20 protein-coding genes and 7 pseudogenes are annotated in these 25,671 nt (G+C 67.8%); 16 read left to right on the forward strand and 11 right to left on the reverse strand.

Annotated features, from left to right (window positions below; translation table 11 throughout):
- Window positions 1–87: 87 nt before the first annotated feature.
- The 4 genes and pseudogenes from AB0M76_RS37035 to AB0M76_RS37050 all read right to left on the reverse strand — a co-directional run bounded on the left by AB0M76_RS37035 (window position 88) and on the right by AB0M76_RS37050 (window position 4,985).
- On the reverse strand, window positions 88–1,359 hold the full coding sequence (locus tag AB0M76_RS37035) for an IS256 family transposase (RefSeq protein WP_365957137.1): 1,272 nt from the start codon (window positions 1,357–1,359) through the stop codon (window positions 88–90).
- 80 nt (window positions 1,360–1,439) lie between these two features.
- Window positions 1,440–2,918 carry a tetratricopeptide repeat protein gene (locus AB0M76_RS37040; protein ID WP_365957138.1) on the reverse strand — a complete coding sequence of 493 codons (1,479 nt, stop codon included), beginning with the start codon at window positions 2,916–2,918 and terminating at the stop codon, window positions 1,440–1,442.
- 340 nt (window positions 2,919–3,258) lie between these two features.
- Window positions 3,259–3,741 (reverse strand): annotated as a pseudogene (locus AB0M76_RS37045) (transposase); the annotation flags it as partial.
- 152 nt (window positions 3,742–3,893) lie between these two features.
- Entirely contained in the window at window positions 3,894–4,985 is a 1,092-nt protein-coding gene (locus AB0M76_RS37050) for an FG-GAP-like repeat-containing protein (RefSeq protein WP_365957139.1), read from the reverse strand.
- A gap of 257 nt (window positions 4,986–5,242) precedes the next feature.
- On the opposite strand from AB0M76_RS37050, the gene AB0M76_RS37055 reads away from it, so the two are divergent.
- The 4 genes from AB0M76_RS37055 (at window position 5,243) to AB0M76_RS37070 (ending at window position 7,991) form a co-directional block, all read left to right on the forward strand.
- A complete protein-coding gene (locus AB0M76_RS37055; protein ID WP_365957140.1) occupies window positions 5,243–5,629 on the forward strand; it encodes an SH3 domain-containing protein in 387 nt (128 codons plus the stop codon).
- A gap of 580 nt (window positions 5,630–6,209) precedes the next feature.
- Window positions 6,210–6,518, forward strand: a complete 309-nt coding sequence (gene mihF, locus AB0M76_RS37060; RefSeq protein WP_365957141.1) for an integration host factor, actinobacterial type — start codon at window positions 6,210–6,212, stop codon at window positions 6,516–6,518.
- A gap of 362 nt (window positions 6,519–6,880) precedes the next feature.
- Window positions 6,881–7,792: a MerR family transcriptional regulator gene (locus AB0M76_RS37065; RefSeq protein WP_365957142.1), complete on the forward strand. Its 912-nt coding sequence runs from the start codon at window positions 6,881–6,883 to the stop codon at window positions 7,790–7,792.
- Window positions 7,793–7,862: 70 nt separating this feature from the next.
- Complete coding sequence (locus AB0M76_RS37070) at window positions 7,863–7,991, forward strand: hypothetical protein (RefSeq protein ID WP_365957143.1); 129 nt, start codon at window positions 7,863–7,865, stop codon at window positions 7,989–7,991.
- 334 nt (window positions 7,992–8,325) lie between these two features.
- Here AB0M76_RS37070 and AB0M76_RS37075 read toward each other — a convergent pair whose 3' ends face one another.
- From AB0M76_RS37075 to AB0M76_RS37090, 4 genes and pseudogenes are all read right to left on the reverse strand, one after another.
- The gene (locus AB0M76_RS37075) at window positions 8,326–9,108 is read right to left on the reverse strand and encodes a hypothetical protein (RefSeq protein WP_365957144.1); all 783 of its coding nucleotides are present in this window, start codon (window positions 9,106–9,108) and stop codon (window positions 8,326–8,328) included.
- 652 nt (window positions 9,109–9,760) lie between these two features.
- Window positions 9,761–9,931 (reverse strand): hypothetical protein, encoded by a 171-nt coding sequence (locus tag AB0M76_RS37080; protein ID WP_365957145.1) that lies wholly within the window; start codon window positions 9,929–9,931, stop codon window positions 9,761–9,763.
- Between the two features lie 52 nt (window positions 9,932–9,983).
- Entirely contained in the window at window positions 9,984–10,247 is a 264-nt protein-coding gene (locus tag AB0M76_RS37085; protein ID WP_365957146.1) for a hypothetical protein, read from the reverse strand.
- Window positions 10,248–11,728: 1,481 nt separating this feature from the next.
- Window positions 11,729–12,361 (reverse strand): annotated as a pseudogene (locus AB0M76_RS37090) (ISAzo13 family transposase); the annotation flags it as partial.
- 718 nt (window positions 12,362–13,079) lie between these two features.
- On the opposite strand from AB0M76_RS37090, the gene AB0M76_RS37095 reads away from it, so the two are divergent.
- The 5 genes and pseudogenes from AB0M76_RS37095 to AB0M76_RS37115 all read left to right on the forward strand — a co-directional run bounded on the left by AB0M76_RS37095 (window position 13,080) and on the right by AB0M76_RS37115 (window position 17,209).
- On the forward strand, window positions 13,080–13,397 hold the full coding sequence (locus tag AB0M76_RS37095) for a hypothetical protein (protein WP_365957147.1): 318 nt from the start codon (window positions 13,080–13,082) through the stop codon (window positions 13,395–13,397).
- A 185-nt stretch (window positions 13,398–13,582) separates the two neighbouring features.
- Window positions 13,583–13,724 (forward strand): annotated as a pseudogene (locus AB0M76_RS37100) (spore photoproduct lyase family protein); the annotation flags it as partial.
- A 449-nt stretch (window positions 13,725–14,173) separates the two neighbouring features.
- The gene (locus AB0M76_RS37105) at window positions 14,174–16,117 is read left to right on the forward strand and encodes a protein kinase (RefSeq protein WP_365957148.1); all 1,944 of its coding nucleotides are present in this window, start codon (window positions 14,174–14,176) and stop codon (window positions 16,115–16,117) included.
- 292 nt (window positions 16,118–16,409) lie between these two features.
- Window positions 16,410–16,607: a hypothetical protein gene (locus tag AB0M76_RS37110; RefSeq protein ID WP_365957149.1), complete on the forward strand. Its 198-nt coding sequence runs from the start codon at window positions 16,410–16,412 to the stop codon at window positions 16,605–16,607.
- Between the two features lie 326 nt (window positions 16,608–16,933).
- Complete coding sequence (locus AB0M76_RS37115) at window positions 16,934–17,209, forward strand: hypothetical protein (RefSeq protein WP_365957150.1); 276 nt, start codon at window positions 16,934–16,936, stop codon at window positions 17,207–17,209.
- Window positions 17,210–17,670: 461 nt separating this feature from the next.
- Here the strand turns inward: AB0M76_RS37115 and AB0M76_RS37120 are convergent.
- The 3 pseudogenes from AB0M76_RS37120 to AB0M76_RS37130 all read right to left on the reverse strand — a co-directional run.
- A pseudogene (locus AB0M76_RS37120) lies at window positions 17,671–18,251 on the reverse strand (TerD family protein).
- Between the two features lie 7 nt (window positions 18,252–18,258).
- A pseudogene (locus AB0M76_RS37125) lies at window positions 18,259–18,451 on the reverse strand (TerD family protein); the annotation flags it as partial.
- Window positions 18,452–18,489: 38 nt separating this feature from the next.
- Window positions 18,490–18,577: pseudogene (locus AB0M76_RS37130) on the reverse strand (DUF475 domain-containing protein); the annotation flags it as partial.
- 168 nt (window positions 18,578–18,745) lie between these two features.
- Here AB0M76_RS37130 and AB0M76_RS37135 point away from each other — a divergent pair.
- From AB0M76_RS37135 to AB0M76_RS37165, 7 genes and pseudogenes are all read left to right on the forward strand, one after another.
- On the forward strand, window positions 18,746–19,636 hold the full coding sequence (locus AB0M76_RS37135) for a nuclease (protein ID WP_365957151.1): 891 nt from the start codon (window positions 18,746–18,748) through the stop codon (window positions 19,634–19,636).
- 128 nt (window positions 19,637–19,764) lie between these two features.
- Window positions 19,765–20,403 carry a hypothetical protein gene (locus AB0M76_RS37140; RefSeq protein WP_365957152.1) on the forward strand — a complete coding sequence of 213 codons (639 nt, stop codon included), beginning with the start codon at window positions 19,765–19,767 and terminating at the stop codon, window positions 20,401–20,403.
- Between the two features lie 924 nt (window positions 20,404–21,327).
- Window positions 21,328–21,903 (forward strand): HNH endonuclease family protein, encoded by a 576-nt coding sequence (locus AB0M76_RS37145; RefSeq protein ID WP_365957153.1) that lies wholly within the window; start codon window positions 21,328–21,330, stop codon window positions 21,901–21,903.
- Window positions 21,904–22,158: 255 nt separating this feature from the next.
- Window positions 22,159–23,007: an IS5 family transposase gene (locus AB0M76_RS37150; RefSeq protein ID WP_365957154.1), complete on the forward strand. Its 849-nt coding sequence runs from the start codon at window positions 22,159–22,161 to the stop codon at window positions 23,005–23,007.
- Window positions 23,008–23,034: 27 nt separating this feature from the next.
- Window positions 23,035–23,439, forward strand: coding sequence for a trypsin-like peptidase domain-containing protein (locus AB0M76_RS37155; protein WP_365957155.1), 405 nt, complete (start codon window positions 23,035–23,037; stop codon window positions 23,437–23,439).
- 187 nt (window positions 23,440–23,626) lie between these two features.
- Window positions 23,627–24,259, forward strand: coding sequence for an ATP-binding protein (locus AB0M76_RS37160; RefSeq protein ID WP_365957156.1), 633 nt, complete (start codon window positions 23,627–23,629; stop codon window positions 24,257–24,259).
- 853 nt (window positions 24,260–25,112) lie between these two features.
- A pseudogene (locus tag AB0M76_RS37165) lies at window positions 25,113–25,671 on the forward strand (transposase); the annotation flags it as partial.

Below are 25,671 nucleotides of genomic sequence, written 5' to 3' on the forward strand. Positions count from 1 at the left end.
CCTTACCTGGAGCCGATCGTCCTAACACCTCACTGTCGCTCGAGCCCGCGCAGGACGTGTCAGCGATCTTGTGTAAGCCGGTTGGTGTCATTGGATGCTGAGCCGGTCCTCGAAGAAGAGTGAGAACTGGTTCAGTGCCTCTTTCCAGTGTGGGGCGACATGGTTCGCGTCGCGCGCTTTGGGGTTGATCTGCTCGCGGATCGCGAGGTAGAGGACCTTCAACGCGGCTTGTTCCGAGGGGGAATGGCCGCGGTTACGGGTGGCTTTGCGGAGCCGCGAGTTGATCGATTCGACCATGTTCGTGGAGTAGACCACCGTCCTTATGGCCGGCGGGAATGCCAAGTAAGGCGTGAACTCCGGCCAGGCCGCCCGCCAGGTTCGAACCACAGCCGGGTAGCGTTCGCCCAGTTCAGAGGCCTCGAATACGTCGAGGGCCTGCTCGGATGCCGCCTCGGTCGGGGCCGTGTAGATCGCTTTCAGGGCCGGCACCAGCTTGGGGTGGTCCCGCGCCGACGACAGTCGGAGCGAGGCTCTGGTCAGGTGGATCACGCAGGTTTGGACGGTGGCTATTGGCCAGGTCGCGGTGACGGCGTCGGGCAGACCCTTGAGGCCGTCGCAGGCGACGATGCAGACATCGTCGATGCCCCGGTTCCGGAGTTCGGAAAGGACTGCCATCCAGGTGGTGGCGCCCTCGCCCTCGGAGCCGACCCACAGGCCCAGGACGTCCTTGCGGCCGTCCATGTCGACCCCGACGGCCAGATAGACCGGCTTCGAGGTCACCGAACCCGAGCGGATTTTCACCCACAATGCGTCGATGTAGATGATCGGCCAGACCGGGTCGAGGGGCCGGTTCTGCCAGGCCACGAGCTCGTCGATCACAGCGTCGGTGACCTTGCTGATCAGGTCTGGGCTGACCTCGACCCCGTAGATCTGGGCCAGGTGGGAGCGGATGTCGCGGACGCTCATCCCGCGGGCGTAGAGCGAGAGGATCTGGTCGTTGAACCCCGCGAGGCGGCGGGCGTTCTTCGGGACCAGCCGCGGCTCGAAGTCGCCGTTGCGGTCCCGCGGCACCGCCATAGTGACCGCTCCGGCATCGGTCAGGACCTTCTTGGGCGAGGTCCCGTTGCGGGAGTTGCCCGAGCCGTGACCTGCAGGATCTCCGCGTTCGTAGCCGAGGTGTTCGCTCATCTCGGCTTCCAGGGCCCGCTCCAGAACGGCCCTGGTGATCTCCGTCAGCAGCCCGCCCTCGCCGAGCAGGGCTGCCCCTGAGGCGTCAGCCTTGTCGAGCAGCCGCTCGACGACCTCGTCGACCATCTCGTCGCCGGCCACGGACGCGGCCGCTTCGTTTTTGTCTGCCATGACTCGTCCGATCCGCCTGGCCCACAGGCCCGAGGCCGAGCCCCGGGCCAGGCTTCCACATCACGGACTTACACGATCTTTCAGACACGCTCTCCCTCCTGGCCACGAAGCCGATCAGCATCGGGATGCCGCCCGAGACGGCCATAGGTGGCGGCGAGGTCGGTGTGGGCGGACAGGGTGTCGGGGTGGTCGGGCCCCAGGACCCTTTCGCGGTCGGTGCGGACCTTTTCTTGGAGTTCGAGGGCCTCCTGATTCCGTTCGAGGCGGCTGTAGGTGATGGCGAGGTTGGCGCGGGCGGACAGGGTGTCGGGGTGGTCGGGCCCGAGGATTCGTTCGCGGTCGGTGCGGACCTGTTCCTCAAGTGCGAGAGCGTCCTCGTAGCGGCCGAGGTCCCAGTAGCTGATGGCGAGGTTGGCGCGGGCGGACAGGGTGTCGGGGTGGTCGGGCCCGAGGATTTGTTCGAAGTCGGTGCGGACCTGTTCCTCGAGTGCGAGGGCGTCCTCGTAGCGGCCGAGGCTGCTGTAGGCGATGGCGAGGTTGGCGCGGAGCATGATGGTGTCCGGGTGGTCGCGGCCCAGCGCTTGTGCCGCCTTCTCCGCAAGCGGGAGCCAGTAAGCGTGGGCATCACGGTACAGACCGCTGTGGAGGAGGTCCCGGCCGGTGCGGAAGACCACTCTGTGGAGGCCTTCCCGCCAGAGGTGTTCTTCACAATGGTGCCGCAGCACGGTGGTGTTGGCCCGTAGGGCCTGTGCGAGGTCGTGGTGCACGTGGCCGTCACTGCCCCAGGTCTCGGTCAGGGCGTCGGCTGCGGTGACGGCCAGAACGGCCTGCTGGCCGTGAGGGGTGGTTTCGCGGGCGGCGCGGGCGGTGAGGGCGTGCATCCGGAGCTGACGGTGCGGGGTGTTCGGGTCGGAAGTGATCAGGCCGTAGCGGCGCAGGACCTGCAGCGCCCGCAGGACTTCCCCCGTGGTGGTGTCCTGGGCGGTGGTGTGCTGCCGTGTGCTGTTCAGGTAGCCGGTTGCGGCGGTGGCGGTCCAGAGTGATTCGGGATGCCCGTCGGGGTCGAGGAGCGCGATCAGACGGAGGAGGGGCTCGACCAGCCCGGGCGGACCGGTCTGCTCGGCGGCGGTCAGGGACAGCAGCAGGCCGGCGGTGATCTGCCGCTGGTAGCGCTCGGTGTCGGCCCAGTCGGGCAGGACATCGTCGAGCCGCAGGGTCTGGTCGGCGAGCCGGGCCAGGTAGGCGGTGCAGGTGAGTTCTTCGGCCATCAGGTAGGCGGCGGCGTGCCCGAGGGTGAGCGGGAGATGCCCGAGCGCGGCGGCGAGTTCCCCCTGACGCCCGTCGAGAAGATGCCCGGCCCCGTCGCCGGTCAGCCGCTCCTCGAGGAAGGCGACGGCTTCTGCGGGGGTGTAGACGTCGATGTAGAGCAGCACGGCCGGCCGCTCGTCCCGGGCCGTACGCTCGCGCACGACCTGGACGTAGCTCTGGCTGCCGAAGCCGCGGACGACGAGCACGGGAATGCCCGGACGCTCCAGCCAGCCCGTGAGCTGGGCCCGCAAGGTGTCCTTCTCGCAAGCCAGGTAGAGGGCGGTCGCCTGGCCGGCGGTCCTGTCCAGGGCGAACCAGTCGGGAGCGGCCTGGAGGAACGCGCCGGCGCCCGGCCATGCCGGCGGTACGTGAACCTCGCGCAGCGGGTCGATGAGGTCGGGGAAGTGCTCCTCGCGGCGGGCCTGGGCGAGGCGGGCGGACAGGCGCCGGTACGTCGGCGCGGTGTGCGGGATCAGCCCCTCGACGACGAGCCGGTAGTACGCCTGCCGGAGGGTGCAGCCGCCCTGTTTCCCTCGACGTGGTCATTCCGTAGACCTCGGCGAGATGGGCGACGATCTCCCCCGACGTCAGACCTTTCCCCGTGAGCGAGAGCACCATTTCGTCGAGGGCTCCGGTCCGGCGGGCGTATTTCGGCAGGAGTCCGGGACGGAACGTCCCGAGCCGGTCACGCGGCACGTTCACCACCACCGGACCGACCTCGGTCATCACCTTCTTCGCCCGGTAACCGTTGCGCATATTCCCGCCCGAACGCGAGCCCCTGCCGCCGGCCCGCACCGATTCATCAGCCAGATGCAGGTCCATCTCCGCCTCGAGCGCGGCCTGCATCAAATGCTGAGCGAGCTCGGGAAGAATGCCGCCCTCGCCCATCAGCCGAAGACCACCGGCAGCGGTCTTCTCCGCCGCGAGCGCGGCCAGTTCTTCCAGCAGTTCGACCGACAGACCGTTCTCGGATACCGGCATCGCCTTCACACCAGAACCCTCAGCAGTCCCATCAGCCCTGGCAAGCGACACACCGCCGGCCATCCCGATCGTGTGACCCGTCGTCGTACCCATCAGATGACTCCTTCGAGGAAGGAACCCACCTAATTCATGACACTCCCAAAAGCGTCGGCTTTCAGGGAGAGGCTGAGCATGTGACGGCGCCTCGGCCGGGAAATCCTGGCCGAGGCGCCGTCGTGGGTATGTCTGTTGGTGTGTCGTCGGGGTTAGCCGATGGTCAGGAAGGTGTTCCAGCCGTCCTCGTCACGGCCGGCCGCGGGGCCTAGCGTGGCCGCTCCGCCCCAGAAGAGCCACTGGTTCCCGAGCGTGTCCACGGACCAGACGTCGGGGATGCCGTCTCCGTTGGTGTCCGGGGATCCGACGAGCATGGGGACCTCGGCGCGGCTCCAGCCGGTCGTGGCGTAGGTGCTGTCCGCGCCGCCTTCTGACTTGGCTGCGGACTCGAGTGAGGTGAGGTCCACGCCGCCGTTCGTCCCTGCCTTGCCCTTGCGTAGGACGAGTCCGCGGTCGTGGTTGGCGTCGTCACGGAAGAGGAGGTCGGGGATCTTGTCGCCCGACACGTCGCGTACGCCGACGATGTCGCGCGGTGCCCAGTTGGCGGCCATCTTCTTGTACGAGAGGAAGCTCGATCCCGTGTAGCCGGAGAAGGCCCAGAAGCCGCCGGCCGTGTCGAGGGCGAAGAAGTCCGGAAGGCCGTCTCCGGTCACGTCCTCGGTGGCGACCATCTGGCGGAACGTCGCGGGGTCCGGTGCCCCTGCGGGGAGGAGGACCTCCATTCGGCGGCTGATGTCGAACTGGCCCGTGCCGATCCCGGGGTAGACGTACAGCTTGCCGTCGGGCATCCGGGCCACGAGGTCGGTGAGACCGTCACCCGGGTACCAGTCGGTGGAGTGGGCGATGAGGGCCGACTTGCCGGTCGTGGAGTCCTTCCAGTAGCCCGCGGGGGCGGGCCCGCCGTTGTCGACGGCGCCGGGGAGGTAGGCGTCGGTGTCGCCCTTCTCGTCACCGGCGTAGGTGCGCAGGTTGCCGTCCTTGTCGATGGCGAGGATGTCGGGGTGCCGGTCGCCGCTGACATCGCCGGGCCCGTCCTGGCCTGGCTTGGGTTTGACGTAGAAGAGGTATGCGGTGTGCGGGGAGATGTTCCCCGCCTTGCTGACGGTTCGGATGTAGAGGGTGTTGGGGCCCGTGGTGTTGATCTGAAGCTTGAGGGTGGCCAGGTCACCGCTGGTCGGTGTGGCCTTCTGGTCGAACAGGGGCCGGTTCAGGCTAAAGCGCCTGAGTTCGCGAATACTGAGCACTCGGTGCCCCGAACCTGGGCGTTCGTCGCGTCCCGGGGCTCCAGCGTCTTACGGACTCCCCAACCGGAACGGAACGGGCAACTTCCCCTTCCGGTTGGGGAGTTCTCATGCGTCAGGCGGCTGACTTCGCCCCGATGGCGCTAACGTCGTGCGCGGCTCCGGTGTCCGTTGAGAGGTGACACCGCTCGGCCGACCCGGGCCTGCTCCTACGTACGTGTTCCGCACCCAGAACCGACGACGCAAGGGGAATCGATTCCATGACGGTCACAGCAGCACGCCGCACCATGTCACCGCGTCGCTCCGCCGCCCGCACGGCGGCCGTGGCGGCCCTGTCCGCCGCCGCGCTCCTCGGCGGCGGTCTCACGGCCCAGGCCGCCGCACCCGCCCGGACGACGGGCGCGGCCGTGGAGCTCGCGCCGGCCGGTGCGCTCGCCACCTATTGCTACTACAAGGTCAACGCCAGCGGCGGTCTGCTGATCCGCAGCGGTCCCGGCACCGGCTACTCGGTCGTCGGGTCCTACGCCAACGGCTCCACGATCTTCGCATCGGCGTCCACCACCAACGGCTTCCGCCAGGTGGGCACCAACCGCTGGGTCTCCTCGGCGTACACCGTCCGCATCGTCAACCTTCCCTGCGAGTCCTGACAGGGACCCGGGCCGAGGACACCGTTCCCCAGCCCTTCGACAGGCCGCCGACCGGTCTCCGAAATCGTCAAAGCGCCTGCGTTCGCGATTTCTGAGGTGCTGGCACCACGAACTTGGCTCTGCCGCCCGGGATCCTCGGCTGTGTACGGCTCGGTTCCGGCTGATTCGGTGTCTGGCTCTGTACACGGGAAGGGGAGTCGTTTGTCTACGGCTTCGGGAGTCACGGCGTGGCCCCGTCGCTTGATCAATGTCGATGAGTTCGTTCGGGAGTCACTCACGGCCGGGTGGGCGGTTTGGGGGCCACCCCTCGATGAAGGCCCTGAGTTGCCTCCGTTGCCGTTCTTCCTCCGCGATGCGGTCACGGAGTACGGCTTGGTCGATGTACGGGGCGACGGCGGCGAGGACCAGGCGCTGAAGCTCGGCCGGGTCGAGCGCCTCGACCTCCCATGGCACCGGCTGGCCGGGGGTCGAGCCCGTACCGGCGCGCGAACCCGGCCCAGCGCGGATCGCCGGCCTTCCCCGCAGCCGCGGGCAACTCGTACTCGCGGACCTGGTGGGCGCGCTGGTGTGGCGTGCGCCGTTGCCTCAGCTCACACCCGAACAGCGCCAGGCCGCGTTGGAGAAGGCCGCCGCCGCACGGCAAGAGCGGGCCGAGGTGAAGGCGGCGCTCAAGCACGGCAAGCTGTCGCTGACCGACGTGCTGGACGACCCCTCCGAGTCCATCGGCAATATGCCGGTCCTCGCGCTCCTCGCCTCGCTCCCCGGCATCGGCAAGGTCCGGGCCCAGAAGACTCTCACCGAGCTGGAGATCTCCGAGAGCCGCCGCGTACGCGGCCTCGGCAGCAACCAGAAAGAGCGCCTTCTCGCACACTTCGCGCCGCAGGGCTGACCGGCGGCAGGCGGAAGCCGTCCCGGTGGCACGGGGGAACACCACCGAGACGGCTCCGCTCCGCGTGGAATCCGCAGGTCTGTGCGACATCCCGTGAGTTCCCGTGGTCCTTGCTGGAGTCCTGAGCCCCTGGCCTGAGGCTTCTCTCTCGTTCGCGTGCGCGGCCAGTCAGTGACGTAACTTCGGAATTCCTGAAGCTTCCTCGTCCGATCTGACCAGTCTGCGGCCTGGTCGAAGCCGAGGAGGCGCATGCTGTCGGCGCTGGCGGTGGTGAGGGAACTCGGCAGAACTCCGGAGAACTCACGGGATGTCGCACTGAGACGCTTGAGTCTCCAGCGGCTGGAGGGTTCAGGATCTCGCCCATGGACGACGAACACCCCGATGTGCTCACCATCGGCCAGCTCGCGCACCGCACCGGACTTCCGGTGCGTACCCTGCGCTTCTGGTCGGACGAGGGAGCGGTGCCGCCCGTGGCCCGCTCCGCGAGCGGCTACCGGCTGTACGACGCCGAGTCCGTGGCCCGCGTCGAGCTGGTCCGCACCCTGCGGGAGCTGGGCCTCGGGCTCGAGGACGTGTGCCGCGTCCTGAGCGGCCGCACCACGGTCGCCGAGGTCGCCGACGCGCACGTGGCCGCGCTCGACGCGCAGATCCGCTCCCTCAAGGTGAGCCGGGCCGTCCTGTCCACCGTATCGAAACGTGGTTCGACCGCTGAGGAGACAGCACTGATGAACCGGTTGGCACGGCTTTCCGCCGCCGAACGCAAACAGATCATCGACGAGTTCAAGGAGGAGGTGTTCGGCGGCCTCGCCGTCGACCCGCACCTGCGCGACCGCATGCGCGCCTTCAGCATCGAATTGCCCGACGATCCCACACCTGAGCAGGTCGACGCCTGGATCGAACTGGCTGAGCTGGTGCGGGACCCCGGGTTTCGCGCCCGGTTGCGCACATGGATGGAGCTCAACACGCCCGTACCGGGGCAGGGCCGTCCCCCCGGGGCGTCCATCTGGTGGGCCAGGCAGGTCGTGCAGACCGTCGCGGAGGTCAGAAAAGGCGGGGTCGCTCCCGAGGGGCCGGCAGCGGCCGAAGTGCTGTCCGAGCTGTTCGGCGACGCCGATCGGGCCGCCGTGCTGCGCAGCCTGGAAGCCGGGATCGAGGCAGGAGCGGAGCACTACCGCAGGCTCGTCGCCCGCGTGCGCGGGCAGGATTCGTCACCCGACGCGACCGAGGAGCTGAAGTGGCTGGCGCGAGCCCTGCGCGCCGCGGATCAGGCCTGAGCCGAACCATCAGGCCGCCGTCTACCGGGACGTGCTGCTGCGACGGTGGCGCGACATGTTGGGGCGCGCCATGTGTGACTTCCCCGGCGGCCGGAGTGGCCGCTACCGGTACCTGGCGCTCGGCCTGAGGCGTGCTGTCCTGGACTGGCTCGACCACCGCCGCAGCCGCTGGCCGAACACGGCCAACCCCACCTGCTGACCACCCAGAAGACCGCCGTCGAACTCGGCCCGGCCGGCAAGCTCTGGACCGCCCGGGCCACCCGCAACCTCACCGCCACCCTCGAACGGCTCCGCGTCGACCGTCAGCTCGAAGAGGCCCTCACCCTCGGTGCCGACCCGCTCCACCTCGCCCTCGTTTCGGCATCGACGAGAAGACCGCCATCCGCTACGCGGACTCAGCACGGCGGCTTCTCCAGACCGACCTCGAAACCGGTCCAGCGTGACTTTGTAACCGAAGGTGGGAGTCGTTCGACGTGGCTATTGGGGTCACCCTCTAGCCATGTTGCGATGGCGGTTCCCTGCTCCGACAGCGGTCATGCGACGCCGGTGATGATCTTCCAACCCGCGCCGAGTTGTCCGTCGGCGAGGCCGGTGAAGATGCCGTTGGTGTTGATGCGGCCGGTGGAGATCTTGCCGTTGTCGGAGCGGTAGAACTGGAGTTCGCGGTCGAGGTCGTTGATATGGCTCCAGCCCGCGTTGAGTTGTCCGTCGGCGAGGCCGGTGAAGATGCCATTGGTGTTGATGCGGCCGGTGGAGATCTTGCCGTTGTCGGAGCGGTAGAACTGGAGTTCGCGGCCGAGGGCGTTGATATGGCTCCAGCCCGCGTTGAGTTGTCCGTCGGCGAGGCCGGTGAAGATGCCGTTGGTGTCGATGCGGCCGGTGGAGATCTTGCCGTTGTCGGAGCGGTAGAACTGGAGTTCGCGGCCGAGGTCGTTGATATGGCTCCAGCCCGCGTTGAGGCGTCCCTCGGCGAGGCCGGTGAAGATGCCGTCGCTGCTCAGTCGGCCGGTGGCGATGACGCCGTTGACGGCCCGGTAGAACAGGAGCTCACGGCCGAGGGCGACGATGTGGGTCCAGCCGTCGTTGAGCTTCCCGTCCGCGAGCTGGGTGAAGATGCCGTCGCTGCTCAGTCGGCCGGTGGCGATGACGCCGTTGTCGCCGCGATAGAAGAGGAGTTCTCGTCCTATCGCCACGATGTGGGTCCAGCCGTCGTTGAGCTTCCCGTCTGCGAGCTGGGTGAAGATGCCGTTGCTCTCCAGCCGGCCGGTGGCGATGACGCCGCTGTCACTTTTGTAGAAGAGCAGTACTCCGGACATGGTGACTCCTCGGGTTGTCGGGAAGGTGTCGCTCTCCCGCGCCCCCGGAAATCCGCCGACTCGGCTGCCGTCACGGAAGAAGGAGACGCCCGCTGCTGCCCACTAGGGGATAAATCAGCATGGATGCCTCGTCCGCAACGCTACTCTCCGGCCCCTGCGACGGCATTCCGGGGCCCCTTCGGCGGGGGAAGGTTCCGCTTTCAACGGGGGAAGGTCCAACTGAAAGAGCAGGATCTTTTGGGCGGCCGCCATGACCCGAGGACGTCCAGGCCGACGTCACCGAGCCCTCCGGATCGCTCAGCATCCTCGTGTTTCGCCCGAACCCACGGATGCATCGACCTAACGCACACCAGTGGACCCGTGGGTTCGCGCTGAAGGACCTTCGGTTTCCCTGAACTCACGGGGATCCAGGGGTCCCAGCAGTTCTCGCCGAAAAAACAACGCTAAGCCGTGCGACAGCCCTTGATCAGGGCCGATCTCGGGGAAACGGCCCGGTGGCCGTGGGCGGCTCGGTAGCGTCGCGGCCATTCCGCCTTGGCGTACTCCTCGGTGCCCAGCGTCCCCCAGGCCACGCAGCCGTTCTGGTTCCAGGAAGCGCCCGCGCGCCAGTCGTCAGGGCTCACATCGCTGTGGCCACTCCGCCTCCGTATCTTCAAAGACGACCAGTTTGTGCCTCAATCAGCATCGGGGACACATCCTTGCCGCCAGGAACCTCCGCCGTGGCCTTTGCAACGGCGTCCTTCCGCGACATGCCGTCAAGCGTCATGTAATCCCTGACCTTAATGACGATCATGTTGACCACCTTCTGTGTCTTCTCGTCCATGCCCTAACTCCTTCCGACTAGCTGATCACTGTCACGATCAGTGATACATTGATCACTGTTGGTTAGCAAGGGGAAGGCCCGGAGGAACGCACCGGGCGTCCGGCCAGGCTGGCGAGACGTGGACCTCACGCAACGGGTCGATGAGGTCGGGGAACCACTCCTCTCGGCGGGCCTCGGCGAGACGGGAGGACAGACGCCGGTACGTCGGCGCGGTGTGCGGGATCAGCATCTCCGCGACGAGCCGGTAGTACGCCTGCCTGAGGGTGCAGCCTCCGACCCGGTCGTAGCTGGTGACGATGTCGGCGGCACGGTTCACGACTCTCGGCCACTGGAGTCTGGGCACACACCGGTACATGTACCCATCGGGTCAGCGGCGGGTGCCTCCCGAACTCGTGAACATCGAATTGGCCGCCATCGGGGTGCCTCCCGCGCTCATCGACAAACGACTCCCGTTCTCGTGTACAAAGCCACGGTGTCGAAGTGCATGACGTTTCGGTGTCCGAGTGAGCGAGTGCTCGGGCGCCGGAGCGAGAGGGGCGGTGGCGGGCACGCAGTCGGGGCGGTTGCCGGTTACGGCGTGTCCTCTTGGTCTCGGTCGGGCAAGGGGTCGGGGAGGAATGTCCGGGTGTAGCGCAGTCCGGTGTCGGGGGAGATGTTGAATACCGCGCACAGGTGTTGCGGGTCGGCGCCGGTGACGGCGGCCTCTTCGAGGATCCGATCCTCGCGGAGTCGTTGGGCGGTGACCGGGAGGCCGCGCAGCAGAGGCTGCATCCAGCCGATCGTGACCGGGGCGCGGGTGTGCGCGGTCTGCGAGCTGATGAACAGGTGAGGGTTGCGGGTATGTGGCCAGCGGTGGTGCCGAAGGTTGATGTAGTCGACGGCGGCCTGCTGGGTGAAGGCGTCGAGGGGGTGATCGATGTCGCCGAGCGTGAGCCGGCCGCGGGTGAAGTCGATGGCGGTCAGGGGCAGCGCTCGGGCCTGGTGCGGGTAGAGCGCATGGATGCCGATGAGGGCGATCAGCAGCTTCAGGGCGGGGTTGGTCTCGGCGGCTGCGCTCAGACGCTGGATCGTTTCGGGGCTCAGCGGCGTGGGCACCGAGCTGGGCCGGGATCCCAGGCTCACGCCGCGTGCGGGGTTGGCGAACAACAGCCGTTCGCTCTTGAGGGTCTTGAACATGTCGCGCAGCGCGACGGCTTCGGTGTGCGGTGCCGCGCATTGGGCGAGCCACTCGGTGACGTCAGCACGGCTGACCTGGCGAAGAGTGCGGTAGCGCTGCGAGCAGGCAAGAAGGAACGGGATCGCTGAGCTGGTCTGGTTTCGGACCGTGGTAGTCGAGCGGGGACGGCGGCGAGGTCCGCCGTGACGGACGATGCGGATCCACACGAGGGCTTCTTCGCGGATCTCCGGGTGCACGCTGGCCAGTCGGCGGTCGATCCACGCGTCAAGGGGGTCGATGCGGTCGTCGTCGAGGAGAGCGAGGTGGGCAAGGACTTCGGTGACCCGGATGACGGCACGTCGGTTTTGCTGACGCGGCAGCGTGGCAACGGTGCTGGCCTTGATTGTCTCGTGCGGACCGTGGACGGCGGTCAGTAGGTACAGGCTGTTCTGCACGCGCTCGCGCAAGGCTGGTGACCAGCCTTGGGTCTCGGCGCTGGCCTCGGCCTGTGTGGCGACGTAGGCGGTGAAGGCGCAATCGATCGGCGTGACGTCGGGCACGGTGACGCGCGACATGTCCCGAGCTGCGATGAACAGTGGCTCCTGGCGCCACCGGGGTGTCGCCCAGAAGGCGATGTCGGGAGGCTCGCCAGCGGGACGCCACTGGCGGCCGCTGTTCTTGAACTCGCCGACGAGTTCCTTCTTCTTGGTGTCCACGCTGATCACCGGCTGCCCGGTGTCCCGGTGCTCGCGGGCCTGCTCGTTGAGGTAGCGGAACTGGGCGTCCCGGTCCGGGTGCTGACTGCCCTCGAGCGTCTTTGCGTTCGCCTGCAGGCTGAAGCTTTCCTCCCGCAACAGGTCGCCCACGGTATCGGCGCTGATCCGGTGCCCGGCCCGGGCCAGCTCCGCCGCGAGCGTACGGGTCGATTTCACCGTCCACCGCAGCGGCGACATCGGGTCGCCCCTCTCATCGGGCTCGACCAGCGCCAGCAGTGCCGGCCGCACCCCCGGATCCAGTTCGGCGACCCGTTTGCGCCCTCCGCCGGGACGCCGGACCCGTCCCAGCGGCTCCTCGCCGGATTCCAGCTCGAACACGCCATTGCGGACCGTCGTCTCACTGACCTGGGCCGCCCAGGCGACAGCGCGGATCCCTCCATGCCCCAGCAGCCGGGCCTCGGTCCCCGTCAGCAGCCGCCGCTGCCGCTCGTCCAGATGTGGGAACAACACCGTGAACTTCGCGGAGAGTTGTTCACGGATCTCGTCCGGGATGCGCATACCACACCAACGAGCGTCAGAAGCGGAAGCAACACCTTGATGATCTGCAAGCCCTTAGCGACAGGTGGTTGTTGTAGGGGTAGCTGAACACATACGGCTGCGGCGCCTTCCGCCGGTCCAGCGCGACCGCGGTTGCTCCGGCGGTGTCGGCGGCGGGTGGGGAGGCGGCCAGTGCCGCTGGTGCCAGCACGAGGCCGGCCAGGGCGGCGCCGGCCGCTCCGATCGCGATCCGGCGTGAGCATCGGGACGTTGAGGGGGAGGGCATGCGCATGGCTGCTCCTCGGTGGGCTGGGAAGCAGTGGCACCGGTCCGGTTCGCGGCAGGCGTAGGCGTGCACGTGATCCGTGGTGGGGCCCCGGGGCGGACACCCTGGGGGTGACCGGAAGGGGAGATGGTCGCCCGGTAGGTTCTGATGGCGGGGCCTGGGACGGTAGCCGTGCGCAGTCCATCGACCATCTCGCTCCGAAAGTCGAGTCTACCGAACGCGCCCTGCCCCCGCATCGCCACCGTGCCCGGCGCCGGGGCCGCCGGGCACGGTGGCGCCCGGCGGAGTCGAATCCCGTGCCTGCCGCGACCTGGTCTTCGGCGCCGAGCGTGACGGGCTCGACGCGCGCGGGGGACGATGGGCTTGCCGACGCCTTCCCGTTCGGTCCTCTGCGCCAGGGCGGCCCGGTCCGCGGACGCCGCCGCCCAGGCCCAATGCAGGCAGTTCGGCCTCATGGACACCGAGACGGGCGAGCCGGTGCTCGGCTGTCAGCGGCTTCCAGTTGCGGGACTGCCGTTGGATCCAGCGGCCGTGGTCTTCGCCCTCGAGGACGCCGGGTCCTACCGGGTGAGTCCGTTGGGCTTCGTCGGCGGCGAGGATGCGGTAAGTGGCGTTGCCGGTCGGGCGGCCATGGGCAGGCCCGGCCTGTGTCGTTCTCCTCTACCTGCGCTGCGCGGCCTGCGTCTCATCATTGCCGGGACCTGCTCGGTGAAGACCAGCTCGTCCAGCCCGGCGCTCGCGACGCCGACCGGCCACCTCGTGATTGGGTAGATCTTCCCCCGCCGCTGGGCAGGGGCAGCTCAAGACCCTGATACGGGACGCCCGGCGCGCGACGGCTTGGAGAATGCCCCTCAGCAAGCCATCTGCAACGCTCTTCAGGCTGGCCAGTTGACCCGCCCGCTCTTGATTTGAAGTGCATCCGGAGCCTCGGCTTCGTAGAACCTGAGGGTCCGGCGGACTCGCACTGGCGGATCCATCCCCACCTCCACGGCAACGAGGGGAACGTCGACCGCCGGGCGCGGGTCAAGAGCGAGGTCCTGGTCCTGGGGGAGGCAGACGCCGACCACCCGCCCCAACGGGCGCTCCGCGGACTGGCTGCGACGGGACGCGGCCGGTAGCGATGTGCTGGCGGAGCTCGTGGGCGGTGCAAGGTTTTCGGGTTGCCCGGTCGGCTTCGTAGTCCAGCAGTCACGTCCCGGTGAACGCAGGTCCAGATGACCCCCGCGAGCGCGTGGACCTCGGCGGCGGCCAGGGGGACGTCAACGGGCTTGTCCCCGGTGACGATGGCGGCCGCGAGATCGGGGGAGAGCAGGAACGTTCTGCCGCCGCCGTTGAACTCGGTGCCTTGGTCCCAGCCCGGGAGCCAGGCGAGGACTTGTTGGCGCGCGCGGAGCAGTTTGTGCGCAGTTCGCCGCTGTTTGTCTGTCGTTAGGGTCAGATGAGGATGGCCGAAATGGTGCAATTATCTCGACAGTGGTCCTCTCGGGCCGCGGGGTAGGGGGCAGAGGGTGGGATCGTTAGAGGCCCTGAGGCCGGAGGACCCCCGGATGGTGGGGCGCTACCGGATCGTGGCACGGCTGGGCGCCGGGGGCATGGGCCAGGTGTACTTGGCGCGTTCGCCCGGCGGGCGCCCGGTCGCGGTGAAGGTGGTGCGCCCAGAGCTGGCCACAGACCGTGACTTCCGGCGCCGTTTCGCCCGCGAGGTGACCGCGGCGCGGCGGGTCAACGGGGCCTTCACCGCAGGTGTCGTCGACGCTGACGCGGACGGCTCGCCGGCCTGGCTGGCCACCGTCTACGTACCCGGTCTCTCCCTGGGCGAGGCGATCAGCGCTCATGGCCCTTGGCCGGCCCAGTCCGTAGTCGCCCTGGGGGCCGGCCTGGTCGAGGGCCTGGAGGCGATTCATGCCGCCGGGGTCATCCACCGGGACCTCAAGCCCACCAACGTGCTCCTCGCCGCCGACGGCCCGAGAGTAATCGACTTCGGCATCTCCGTGGCTAGCGAGGCCAGCGCGCTGACCAGCACCGGCACGGTGATCGGAACCCCAGGCTTCATGTCGCCTGAACAACTCACCGGCCGGCCGGTCGGACCTGCCAGCGACGTCTTCTCCCTCGGCGCCCTCTTGTCATACACCGCCACCGGAGTCGGCCCGTTCGGTACCGGCACCCCACATGCACTGCATTTCCGCGCCGTGTACGAACAGCCTGATTTGGACCGGCTCCCGGCCGAACTGCGCCCCGTGGTAACCGCCTGTCTGGCCAAACAACCCGACGATCGCCCCACCGTGGACGACCTGCTTCACCGGCTGACGACCGCAGACGGCGGAGACGGCCGTGCGGAGACCGCCGTCACGCTGCCGCTCCCCGAACACTGCTGGCTGCCCGACCGGATCGCCCGGCTCGTCGAGGAACGCACTTCCAGCTCCCTGCTGCAGACCCCGGCTCCGACACTGCCGAAGAAGCCCCTCACACCGCCTGCCGGCGACCAGCCGGCGACCGACGCCCTGCCACCCGCACCGCCGAAGGCATCCCATGCCCACCAACTGCCGGTCGTCCAGACCGCCCCGGCGTCGGCATCCGAAGTGCACCGCGCGCCCGCACCAGCTGGGGAAGAGCCCGAATGGGTCCCGCCAGGGTCCTCGCATTCTCCGGACCGCAGTGCGTCCGACGCGGCAGAACAGCTGGTCGGACCGGTTCACCTCGTGCGCAACGGTCCACTTGCCGGCCCACTGGATGCCTCGGAACCGGTGCGCGGGCCTGAGCCCCCATCGGGCCGTCGCCGATGGCTGGCGCTCGCATTCGGACTCGCCCTTGCGGCCGCGGCGATTCCGGTGACTGCGAGCCTTTGGAGTGGCGCCGATTCCGACAGCAGCGACGACAGGACCCCCGGGATCGCACGCACGAGCTCTCCGGACTCCTCACCGAGCGGGGTCGAGACCCCGAAGGCCGGACCCGCGAATGTCGTCAAGCTGCCCGAGCCGTGCAAGACGATCTCGCGGGCGACGATCGAGCGGCTGGTGCCCAACGTGAGCAAGAAGGACGGAACCGTCATCGAGGAAACCGACACGACCGTCTGCTTCTGGAACGGTCTGGAGGACGATCCCGTCCAGGGTTCCCAGTACCGCTGGCTCGACGTGTCCCTTTGGCGGTACGACTCGGACTCCGCTCTGGGCAGCGGCAAGAAGCAGGCCCAAGAGGCGTACGCAGAGTTGGTCGCCAACGCCCAGGGGGGCGAAGGCGCAGGAAACGTCAGAACCGAATCGGTGTCCGACGTCGGAGACCAGGCGACGGTCGTCAGCAGCGACTTGACCAGAGACGGCGACCTGTACCGGGACGCGGAGTTCGTGGTACGTACGGGCAACGCCGTGGTCCGGCTCAACTACAACGGCACGGGTTTCGTGGGCGCGGCCCCACCCGCCTCCGCGACGATAGTGCAGGGTGCGACGACGGCCGCGAAGGAGGCCCTGGCATCCGTCGCCAATGCCGACAAGTAACCGCTCCGCTTGTTCCGGTCGCCGTTCGGTGAGACCGCTTCGGCGCGGAGGTCCTGACGTGCCCCCGCTCCACGTGGTCCGGGTCGGACATGCCCAGCATCGCTCTGACCTTGGCCGATGTACCAGGCGCGCTGGACGAACAGCGTGGGGTCGACGCCTGGGCGCTTGCCCAGGAGCTGCGCGTGCACGGACGGAGGGCGAAGCGGTGATCGTGGGTCGGGCCCACGATCAGGCGCCCGGGGTGCCGCTGGGCGGGGCGCAGGCCAGCGCATCTTCACCTTCATCCGCCGCCATGGCGTTCGCCTTCCGGCCCCTGAACGTCGTCACCGAACCGAGCGGCGCCTGCGCCCTGGCCGCCGTCCTCAGCGGCCACGTCCCCCACGAATCGGGCACGATCGGTGTGGTGATCTCCGGCGGCGGCGTGGACCTCTCCACCTTCCACCGGCTGATCAGCCAGGCCGCCCACCGGAAGGAACCCGCACGTGTCTGACCTCCCGTTCCCCACCGTCACGCAGTACGCTAGCCCGGACCTGATCGCTGCGGTCGTCTATGAGGGCCGCGATGCGGAGCCGATCCCCGCTGGGCCGAGTCCGGAGCCCCCGACCTTGACACGTACCGCCGGTGGTACGGCCACATGTGCGGCATCGCCTGCCTACGCATGGCACGCCTCGCCCGCAACGGCGACGCACCCACCCTGTTCGACCTCCTCGACGGCGCCCGCAAGTACGGGGCCCCTCCACCGAAGATCCGGACCCCGGAGCCATCCACGGCCTGATCTACGCCCCAATCGCCCAGTACGTAGGAGACGTCCACGCCTTGGCGGCAGAGGTGCACCCGCACCTGACGGTGCCCGACCTCCTCGCCCTGCTCGACTCCGGCCGGTTGGTTATGGCCTCCGTCCACAAAGAGATCCGCCGCACCGAGAACTCTGCCCCCGGCAGGGGCGGGCACCTCGTGCTCGTCATCGGCCGCCAAGGCGACATGGTGCACTTTCGCAACCAGTCCGGCCACATCGCGCACGCCCGCACCGCGAGCCTGCCCGTGGCCAAGTTCGCCGAGTTCTTCGCTGGCCGAGGAGTGTCCCTGGCTTGACGCTGTCGGCACCGGAACGGCGGAGCGCCGGCGGGGCCACCCGGCCGTGCTCCACTGTATGGCGTCCTCCACCAGTCGTGCCTCTCTTGTGGCCCTCCCAGTCAAGGATCAGCAGATCCGGGCCGGCGAGGTTGGCCCAGTGGAAGTCTCCGTGAGTGCAACCCCATGACGAGGCCTGGCTCCGTGGCCCGGATCGGCAGTGATACTTCGAGTTCAGTGACGGCTCTGCCACCAGATGACCACCAGGCCGAAGCCTGTAGTCCCGGCCGCATATCCGACCCCACGCAGAGCGCCGTCGCCGAGTTTGCGAGCGCCGCTTGCCAACATGGGCAACCACTGTCTCAGAAGGCGGGGGGACACTGGCTTGCGGCCTTCCCTAGACTCACTCATGGGAACCCTTCTGTCCGACTCGATGGATACGGGTGGTTCCAGCGGGGCTCTCTCGGCCGAATGCTTGCCGGCTAGGCCGAGAGGGCCCGTTCACACGAACCGTCTTTCCTGAAAAGGTAGTTGGTCCGGTTGATTCGAAAGTCTAGGGCGATACCTCGCAGCCCCGATGCGTACCCCTGTCCGACCGCACGGAACTTCCACTCGCCACCGTTGCGGTACAGCTCGGCGAAGACCATCGCGGTCTCGGTCGAGGCGTCCTCGCTCAGGTCGTAACGCGCGGGCTCCTGGCCGTGGGCCTGGTTGACCACAGGGATGAAGGCATTGCTGACCTGGCCTAACGTCTGGCCCGCACGTCCGCCTCGTGGATCGAGACCGGGAAGACGATCTTGTCGCAGGCGGCCGGCACCTTCGTCAGGTCGACGATGAGCGACTCGTCGCCGCCCTCGCCCTCACCGGTGAGGTTGTCACCGGTGTGCTCGACTGAGCCCTCGGGGCTCTTGAGGTTGTTGTAGAAGACGAAGTGCTCGTCGCCGAGCACCCGCCCGCTCGCGCACAGCAGGGTGCTGGCCTCGAGGTCGAAGTCGGCTCCGGTGGTGGTGAGCGCGTCCGGCGCCGCACTGGAGACTGTGCGGCGCCGGACGAGGGAGAGCAGTCGGTTCGACGTTGACGCCGAAGTCCTGCGCGATGCCGCGCAGGTCCGAGGCGTAGCCCTGGCCGATGGCGCGGAACTTCCACTCCGCGCCGTTGCGGTACAGCTCACCGAAGACCATCGCGGTCTCCGTCGAGGTGTCCTCACTCAGGTCGCAGCGCGAGCTCCTGGCCGTCGGCCTGGTTGACCACGCGGATGAAGGCTGCTCCGGTGATGGAGCTCGCGTCCCAGCTCAGCTCGTGATGTCACGGTCCTCGAAGATGAAGTCGAGGAAGATCATGAGTAGGAACATGCCTCCGAGGGCGGAAATCGACGGACGCGCCGGTTACGAATTACTGGTCCGTGTCCTTCACGGGGTGCATTGTGTGCAGACCCTCGCCCGGTCGCACCCTGCTCGGGCATGCCCGTAGATTCGCCGGATATGCACTATATGTAACCAAAGGTGACGTATAGTGGGGAGGCGCGCGCCGACCCTGTCCGATGTCTGTGGGAGTGCCATGTCCGCCACGTCCATGCTGCTGATCAAAGGAACCTTCCGGGCGGCGTTCTCCGCACCGGATGGTGACACCATCCTCTTCCTCCCGGACAACGTGGCTGACTGGAAGCTCGTGCCCGGGGTTAACAGGGTCCTGCCGAAGGGCGACGGCCGCGCCCCGATCCGGCTGGAAGCCATCGACGCGCTGGAGACCCACTACGGGGACAAGGATTCCCCCTCAGGCGTGCAGCACCAGCCGCTGAACCTGGCGCATCAGGCACGTGACGAGCTACTGGCCTCGCTCGGCTTCACCAACGTTGTCCGCGACGGCGAATTCGTCAAGAGCACCACCCCGGACGCCGTGCCCGGCTTCATCCTCACCCGCGGCGCGGACATCTTCGGCCGGTGCGTGGCCCTGGTCAGCAAGACATTCCCCCCGGTCTTCAACGGCTACGAAACCGAAGTCGACGAGGACCTGTTGAAGAAGACCGCGAACTACCACATGATCGACCTCGGCCTGGCCTACCCGACCTACTACGCCGCCTTCCCCGACCACCTGCGCGCCTCCCTGACCGTCGCCGCCAGGGAGGCTAGGAACGCGAGGAAGGGCGTATGGGCCAAGGACGCGACCACCGAGGGGGCGAAGGTCACCGGGATGGACTCGCTCACGGCCGAAACCGGGCCCGTGATCCTCCCGAAGCTGTTCCGTCGGCTGAAGGACTACCTGGACCTCAACCCGGCGGATCCCTCTCTGGCCTGCTTCCCTGCTTTCCTCGCCGGAAACTCGGACAAGTTCTACATCCAGGGAAATCCGAAGCAGTTCACCGGCATGCACAACATTGTCGAGATCACCAACGGCCAGACCGTGAAGATGACCCGCCAGGCCGAGGAAATCACCTTCGACGAGAAGTGAGCGGGAGCCGACGCGCGCCCGGATCTCGGTCGCGGTCACGGCGGCCTGATCGTCGAGCCCGAACATGCCGAGGCTCTCGTCTCCGGCGGTGGTGGACGGCGCAGTGTACGTCACAGATCCTGTCCGACGTGCCCCCGCTGGACTGGCTCGCGAACCACCAAGACCTGGACGACGACAGACTCGAACGGGAACTCATGGGCGAGATAGCCCGCGCGGAGCTTCGGGCACTGCGCCTGCCGTGGGTGACAGCGGACCCCCTGCCATACGTGGACTCGCCATACATCTGCTTCCGCGCCTCGGCAGCGATGTCCGACCACCTCCCGGCACCGCTTGTCGCCCAACTGCTCGACGACGAGGAAAGCAGCGTCCGCACGACGATGGCCCTGCAGGCCCGAGACCAGATCGATCCCGACACCGCCGAGCGCATCGACCGAACCTACCGCCCGGCCAAGAGGGTCCGATGGCGTCCGGCCGACGAATTCCCCCTTCCTGCAGACGTACTTCGACGCCTTGCCACAGACCCCGACCCGAGAATGAGGCAGCTGGCCCCGCGCGACCCCGACTTGCCCGTGGAATCCGCGCGTCGCCTTGCAGCCGATCCCGACCACACCGTGCGCCGCACCATCGCGACCCATCCCCGGCTCCCGGCCGAGGACCTGACACGGCTGCTGGCCGATCCGTCCGAATCTGTCGCGGCCACCGCAGCCGCAAACCCCAACCTGCCGCCCGCAGACATGCACCAACTGTTCGCTCTCGCAGGCTTGTGACACTCGAGTACGCGTCGCCCATAGCGGGTAAGGATGCCAAGGGCCGTCGGGTGGTCACTTGTGAACGTGCGGGCAAGCATCCCCCAACCCGATGTCTCGGCCTCTGCGATGCGCCGGGGGCATCGCCGCGAGAGGGGCACCAAGCCGTGCGTCCCGGGCACGTCTAGGGCCACGCTCGCACCGCAAGCAGGACAAGGCGTGCGTGACCACCGCCACGAGGAATTGCGCAGGTAAGCAATACCGCTACTTCACCAGTGCCGAAGCGACACCACCGAAGCGATCACCGGCGTAGTCACGGGCACCCAGACGCGCCCGCAGCTCCTGCTCCTGGGCCGCTACGACACCCGCGGCCGCTTCCGTCTCGTGGGCCGCACCGTACCTGTGCCCGCGGACGCAACCTCGCAGCTCGCCGGGCGCCTCACGGCCGCCGGCCCCGGGAACCGTGGACGGGGATGCGGTTCTCCTCCGCGTGGGGCAGCACGAAACCACTCGAGGCTAACCTGGTCCGCCTGACCTTGTTGCCGAGATCAGCGCGGACACCGCCATCGACCGGGGCGGCGTCCACCGCCACCCGCTGCGCATCACACGACTGCTCACCGATGTCACCGCCGCGGACGTGGCCTCTTCGGCGAAGGCCCCGCCACCGCTGCCGGGTGAGCGGCACGGCCCGTCGTCGCCGGGCGGCGCAGTGTCGTTTCGGCAGTGAACTCGCCCACCCACCCGGGTGAGTTCCTGGCGAGCCCCTGTCCCGGTGACGCCGGGGCCAGCTACAACCCTGGTCCGTGATCAAAAATCTGCTGCGTGGCGGTCTGCCCGCACTCGCCCTCGCCGTCCTGCCCGTCCTTGCCTCTGCGCCCGTCGCACGCCGCCCCGGTCCAGGGTGCCGCCGCAGCACCCGCGGCGCCGGGCACCAGGGGTGTTCGGGTGCCGTGGCCGCTGTTCGAGGCGATCGACCAGCTTACGGTGGACGAAGAGCAGCGCGAGGGCTACGTGCGCACCCTGTACAAGCACTGGAACAAGGGCCTCAACGCCGGCGACGGCTGTGACACCCGTAAAGAAGTCGTCCTGTCCGAGGCCGTTGAGGCGCCGCAGGTCGCGGCGGGCTGCAAGCTGACCGGCGGCAGCTGGCGCAGCCCGTACGACGACGTGGTCGTGACCGACGCCGCCCGCCTCGACGTCGACCACTTTGTCCCGCTGGCCGAGGTCCACGATTCCGGCGGTTTCGCGTGGGACGCTGCCCGGCGTGAGGCGTACGCCAACGATCAGGCGTCCCCGGACACCCTGATCGCGGTCTCGGCCGCCTCCAACCGCAGCAAGGCGGACAAGGACCCGGCGGAATGGATGCCCACGGACGGCTCCTACCACTGCACCTACGCCGCAACGTGGGTGGGGACGAAACTCCGTTGGGACCTGGCCGTCGACGAGGCGGAGCGGCAGGCGCTCCTTGGCCTTGCCGAGGACTGCCCGACCACCACCGTCGTCTACGAATCAGCCGCCTGATCGGCTTCCCCGCGAACGCCGTGGTCCTCCAACGAGGCGAAGGCCTCGAGGCGCCCGGCGAGGGTCACGAAGGCAGTGCCGACGCCACGTGAAGGGCACCATGAACTGCCAAAAGAAGGACGGCTGAACCCGTGGATATGCTCAGAGGGTGTTCGATAGGAGATTCCCCCCAACTGTCCGGCTTCTGCTGTGGCAGTGCGGACTTGTTTCAATGATCTCGTAGCGGCGGGGGGCTGGGGGCGGTATTCGTCGACTGTGACCGAACGACGCGGATACCCCTCGGACCTGAAGGACGATCAGTGGGAGCTCATCAAGCCGATGCTCCTGAAATGGCGGGCCTCGCGCGGTGAGGGGCGGGAGCCGGTGACGAGCCTGCGTGACGTGGTCAACGCGGTTCTCTACGTCGCCCGGACCGGTATCGCCTGGCGCTACCTCCCGCACGATTTCCCGCCCCACACCACGGTCTACGGATACTTCAAGGAGTGGGAGCGAGACGGCACGACCGAGGAGATCCACGACACGCTCCGTGACCTACTACGGGCGAAGAAGGGCCGCAGAATCCTGCCCACTGCGGCGATTGTCGACGCCCAGTCGGTGAAGGCATCCCCGAACGCCCCTGAAGAATCGCAGGGCTTCGACGGAGGCAAGAAGATCAAAGGACGCAAGCGGCACATCGCCACCGACACCCTCGGTCTCCTTCTCGTCCTGATCGTCACCGCCGCGGGCGTCCAGGACTCCGCCGGGGGCAAGCAGATCCTGGACAGCCTCGCCGCCAAGTGGCCTACCGTGACGAAAACCTGGGTTGACGCCGGCTACAACAACGGTGTCGTCCGACACGGTGCCGACCTCGGCATCGACGTCGAGGTCGTCGCCCGCGACAAAGAACAGAAAGGCTTCGTCGTCCAGCCGATCCGCTGGCGCGTCGAGCAGACCTTCGGAATCATGTCCCGCTACCGGCGCCTCCATCGAGACTACGAGGAGTTACCCGACCGGTCACGCTCGATGATCCACTGGGCCATGGTCAACTCCATGACCACACGCCTGACCGTCACCCCGGACAGAACCGGGCAATACCTCCGCCCGAAACCCCTCGCGGCAGCCTAAAACAGTATCGAACACCCTCTCAGAGCCGTGGCCCAGGTCCTCGGACAGAACGATGAGGCGTGCGGGGCCGGTTTCCTGGTCGCTGAGGACATCCTCGTCACCTGCGCGCACGTCGTCCGCGCTGCCGGCAGCGGGCCCGGGCACAGCGTATGGCTGGTCTTCCCGAACGCTGACGGAGCAGGCGTCGTCGAGGGGATCGTCCTGGAAGAGCCATGGCGGGAACCCAAGGCTGAAGACGTCGCGATGGTGCGCCTGGGTGTCGCCGTGCCCGGCACGCACGTACCGGCGCTGGGTTCCGCGGCAGGCTCCAGGGGGCACGAGGTGCGCTCGTTTGGCTTTCCCGGACAGGCTCCGGAGGGCGGGCATTTCGGGTACGCGACGGCTGGTGACCTTCTGCCTGCGACCGAGCATCGGGTCAACACCTCCAGCTGACGGGCGCCAACGACCTGACCACGGGTTTCAGTGGCGGCCCGGTCGTCGACGAGGTGACCGGTCTGGTCATCGGTATGCTCACCGAGATCACCAGCCCCGATGTGTACGGGAAGGGTCAGGGCATCGCCTAGGTCACCCCCGTTCAGGTGCTTCGAGCGATCTGGCCTGTCCTGGCCGTTCAGGATGTATGCCCTTACCGGGGGTGGAGCCGTTCACCGCGGACCAGGCCCAGTGGTTCGAGGGCCGGCAGGACGCCGTGAGCCAGGTTCTCGCGCATCTGGACGAGCAGCGGCGTGTGGTTCTGCTGCTGGGCCCGTCCGGCTCGGGTAAGTCCTCCTTGATCCAGGCCGGGGTCCTGCCTGCGCTGGCTGCGGGTGAAGTGGCGGGCAGCGACCGGTGGCTGCCCGTACGGGTTCGACCAGGTCAGGACCTTTGTGCAGAAATCGAGCGCGCAGGGCTGCCCGGGGCCACCACCGACGGGATCGCCGAGCCTGTGACCCGCATGCTCAGGGCACAGCCCGAATACCAGCGGGTCGTACTCGTCATCGACCAGTTCGAGGAGCTCCTCACCCCGCAGGAAGGCAACCTCGCCGCCGCGGACCGGCTCACGGCCGCGATCACCTCGCACGGAGCCCTGAGCGTGATCCTCGTCATGCGCGACGACTTCTACCCGCAGCTCGCCGCCCTCGCCCCCGACCTGCTGGAGGCCGCAATGCCGGGCCTCCTCAACATCCCGGCTGGCACCGGCAACAGCGGCCGGACCGACTCTCACTCCGCATCCGTCATGTCCGACGGATACCGCCGAGGACGTTCCGGGTGATCGGCTGCGTTTCCGAACCGGTGAGCGACACAATCACACGACGGAGACACCGAGTTGAACTCCACCGGCGCAAGCACGTAGAACTGACGCAACAGGGTCTCCTGGATCTCGGTTGGCTTCGCAACCCCGAGCTACCAAGAGGCCCTGCCTTCATACCTGCGGCCAGCAGCGATCACCCGATCGAGACTCCCGTTCGACGCACAGCCCTCAAGATCGGAACGACAACGGCTTTAAGGTGGCGGCCACCGCAGCGGTTGCGGCCATATGTGGCTGCCCGCACCCACATCAGCTTCGAATCGAGCTGTAGGTCGCCGACGTCGGCAGTAAGAGCGGGAAGCGCAGCCTGGCATCCGACGTTCAAAGTGGACTTTTCGCGATCCGTCAAGCTCTCAGTCCGTAAGTACAACGTGCACCGCAGAACGGTAGTCGAGGCATTGCCATCGGCTTGGCCGTTCCCCTCGACTCCCCGCCCACTACGGTTGAGGTGTTCCCGCTTGAGCGGGTTCGGTAGCCGCCCCCGGCTGCGCCTGACCAGGCGCAGCCACCATCGCTTGAAGCACCGACATAAGCACTTCGGCACGTTGGTCAGCGTTCAATCCAGAATCGACGATCAGGCGTTCCGCTGCTAGGTAGCGAGACAATTCAAGAGGCTGATCAAAATAGCGTTGCAGATGGGCAGCTGATGCCTCTTGAGAACGGATGAAAGTCCGTCCCACGAACAACCAGGCAACGACCGAACAAGTGAACCTGAAACCACGTCAACCCGCCCTGACCAGCTAGGGCGTGTATCCGGTTGTGATCAATTTGTGCGACTCGCCCGTGCCCTGTGACGCGATCTGGTAGATCGTCACTCATGACGCGGGCGCAACTGACGGACGAGGAATGGGTGTTCATCGAGCCGTACCTGCCGATCGGCGCGTACGGTCCGTACCCCGAGCGGCTGCGGCAGCAGTTCGAGGGCGTGATGTGGCGGTTTCGGACCGGCGGGCAGTGGCGGGAGATGCCGCAGGAGTTTGGTGCCTGGCCCACCGTCCACAACCGCTTCCGGCAGTGGCGGGACGCCGGCGTCTTCGAGGCCCTGTTGGAGGGTCTGATCGCCGAAGCCGCGAACCGCGGTGAGGTGGACTTGTCGCTGGTCAGCGTGGACTCCACGACCGCCCGCGCCCACCATGACGCCGCCGGGATGCGTCTTGGTGAGGATGCTCTCGCCGCCCTGGAGAAGGCCGCCGCCGAGGAGAACAAGGCCCGGCAAAAGGGGGTGATCCGGAAGGACAAGACGGGCGATCCCCCGAAACCGATCCCGACCGGGAAGAGCGACGCCGCATCCGGCGCCGACACCGGCTCCGGCTGAAGGCCGCACTGCTCGGGCGCTCGCGCGGCGGCCAGACCAGCAAGGTCCACCTCGCCGCCGA

The sequence above is a fragment of the Streptomyces sp. NPDC051364 genome, from assembly GCF_040682115.1.
Classification (GTDB): Bacteria; Actinomycetota; Actinomycetes; order Streptomycetales; family Streptomycetaceae; genus Streptomyces.

Excerpts from the sequence above, each read along its gene's own strand:
- AB0M76_RS37035 (WP_365957137.1), bottom strand. The coding sequence starts at position 1,359 with ATGGCAGACAAAAACGAAGCGGCCGCGTCCGTGGCCGGCGACGAGATG.
- AB0M76_RS37055 (WP_365957140.1), top strand. The coding sequence starts at position 5,243 with ATGACGGTCACAGCAGCACGCCGCACCATGTCACCGCGTCGCTCCGCC.
- AB0M76_RS37065 (WP_365957142.1), top strand. The coding sequence starts at position 6,881 with ATGGACGACGAACACCCCGATGTGCTCACCATCGGCCAGCTCGCGCAC.
- AB0M76_RS37070 (WP_365957143.1), top strand. The coding sequence starts at position 7,863 with ATGTGTGACTTCCCCGGCGGCCGGAGTGGCCGCTACCGGTACCTGGCG.
- AB0M76_RS37075 (WP_365957144.1), bottom strand. The coding sequence starts at position 9,108 with ATGTCCGGAGTACTGCTCTTCTACAAAAGTGACAGCGGCGTCATCGCC.
- AB0M76_RS37080 (WP_365957145.1), bottom strand. The coding sequence starts at position 9,931 with ATGGACGAGAAGACACAGAAGGTGGTCAACATGATCGTCATTAAGGTC.
- AB0M76_RS37095 (WP_365957147.1), top strand. The coding sequence starts at position 13,080 with ATGGACACCGAGACGGGCGAGCCGGTGCTCGGCTGTCAGCGGCTTCCA.
- AB0M76_RS37105 (WP_365957148.1), top strand. The coding sequence starts at position 14,174 with ATGGTGGGGCGCTACCGGATCGTGGCACGGCTGGGCGCCGGGGGCATG.
- AB0M76_RS37110 (WP_365957149.1), top strand. The coding sequence starts at position 16,410 with ATGGCGTTCGCCTTCCGGCCCCTGAACGTCGTCACCGAACCGAGCGGC.
- AB0M76_RS37135 (WP_365957151.1), top strand. The coding sequence starts at position 18,746 with ATGTCCGCCACGTCCATGCTGCTGATCAAAGGAACCTTCCGGGCGGCG.
- AB0M76_RS37160 (WP_365957156.1), top strand. The coding sequence starts at position 23,627 with ATGCCCTTACCGGGGGTGGAGCCGTTCACCGCGGACCAGGCCCAGTGG.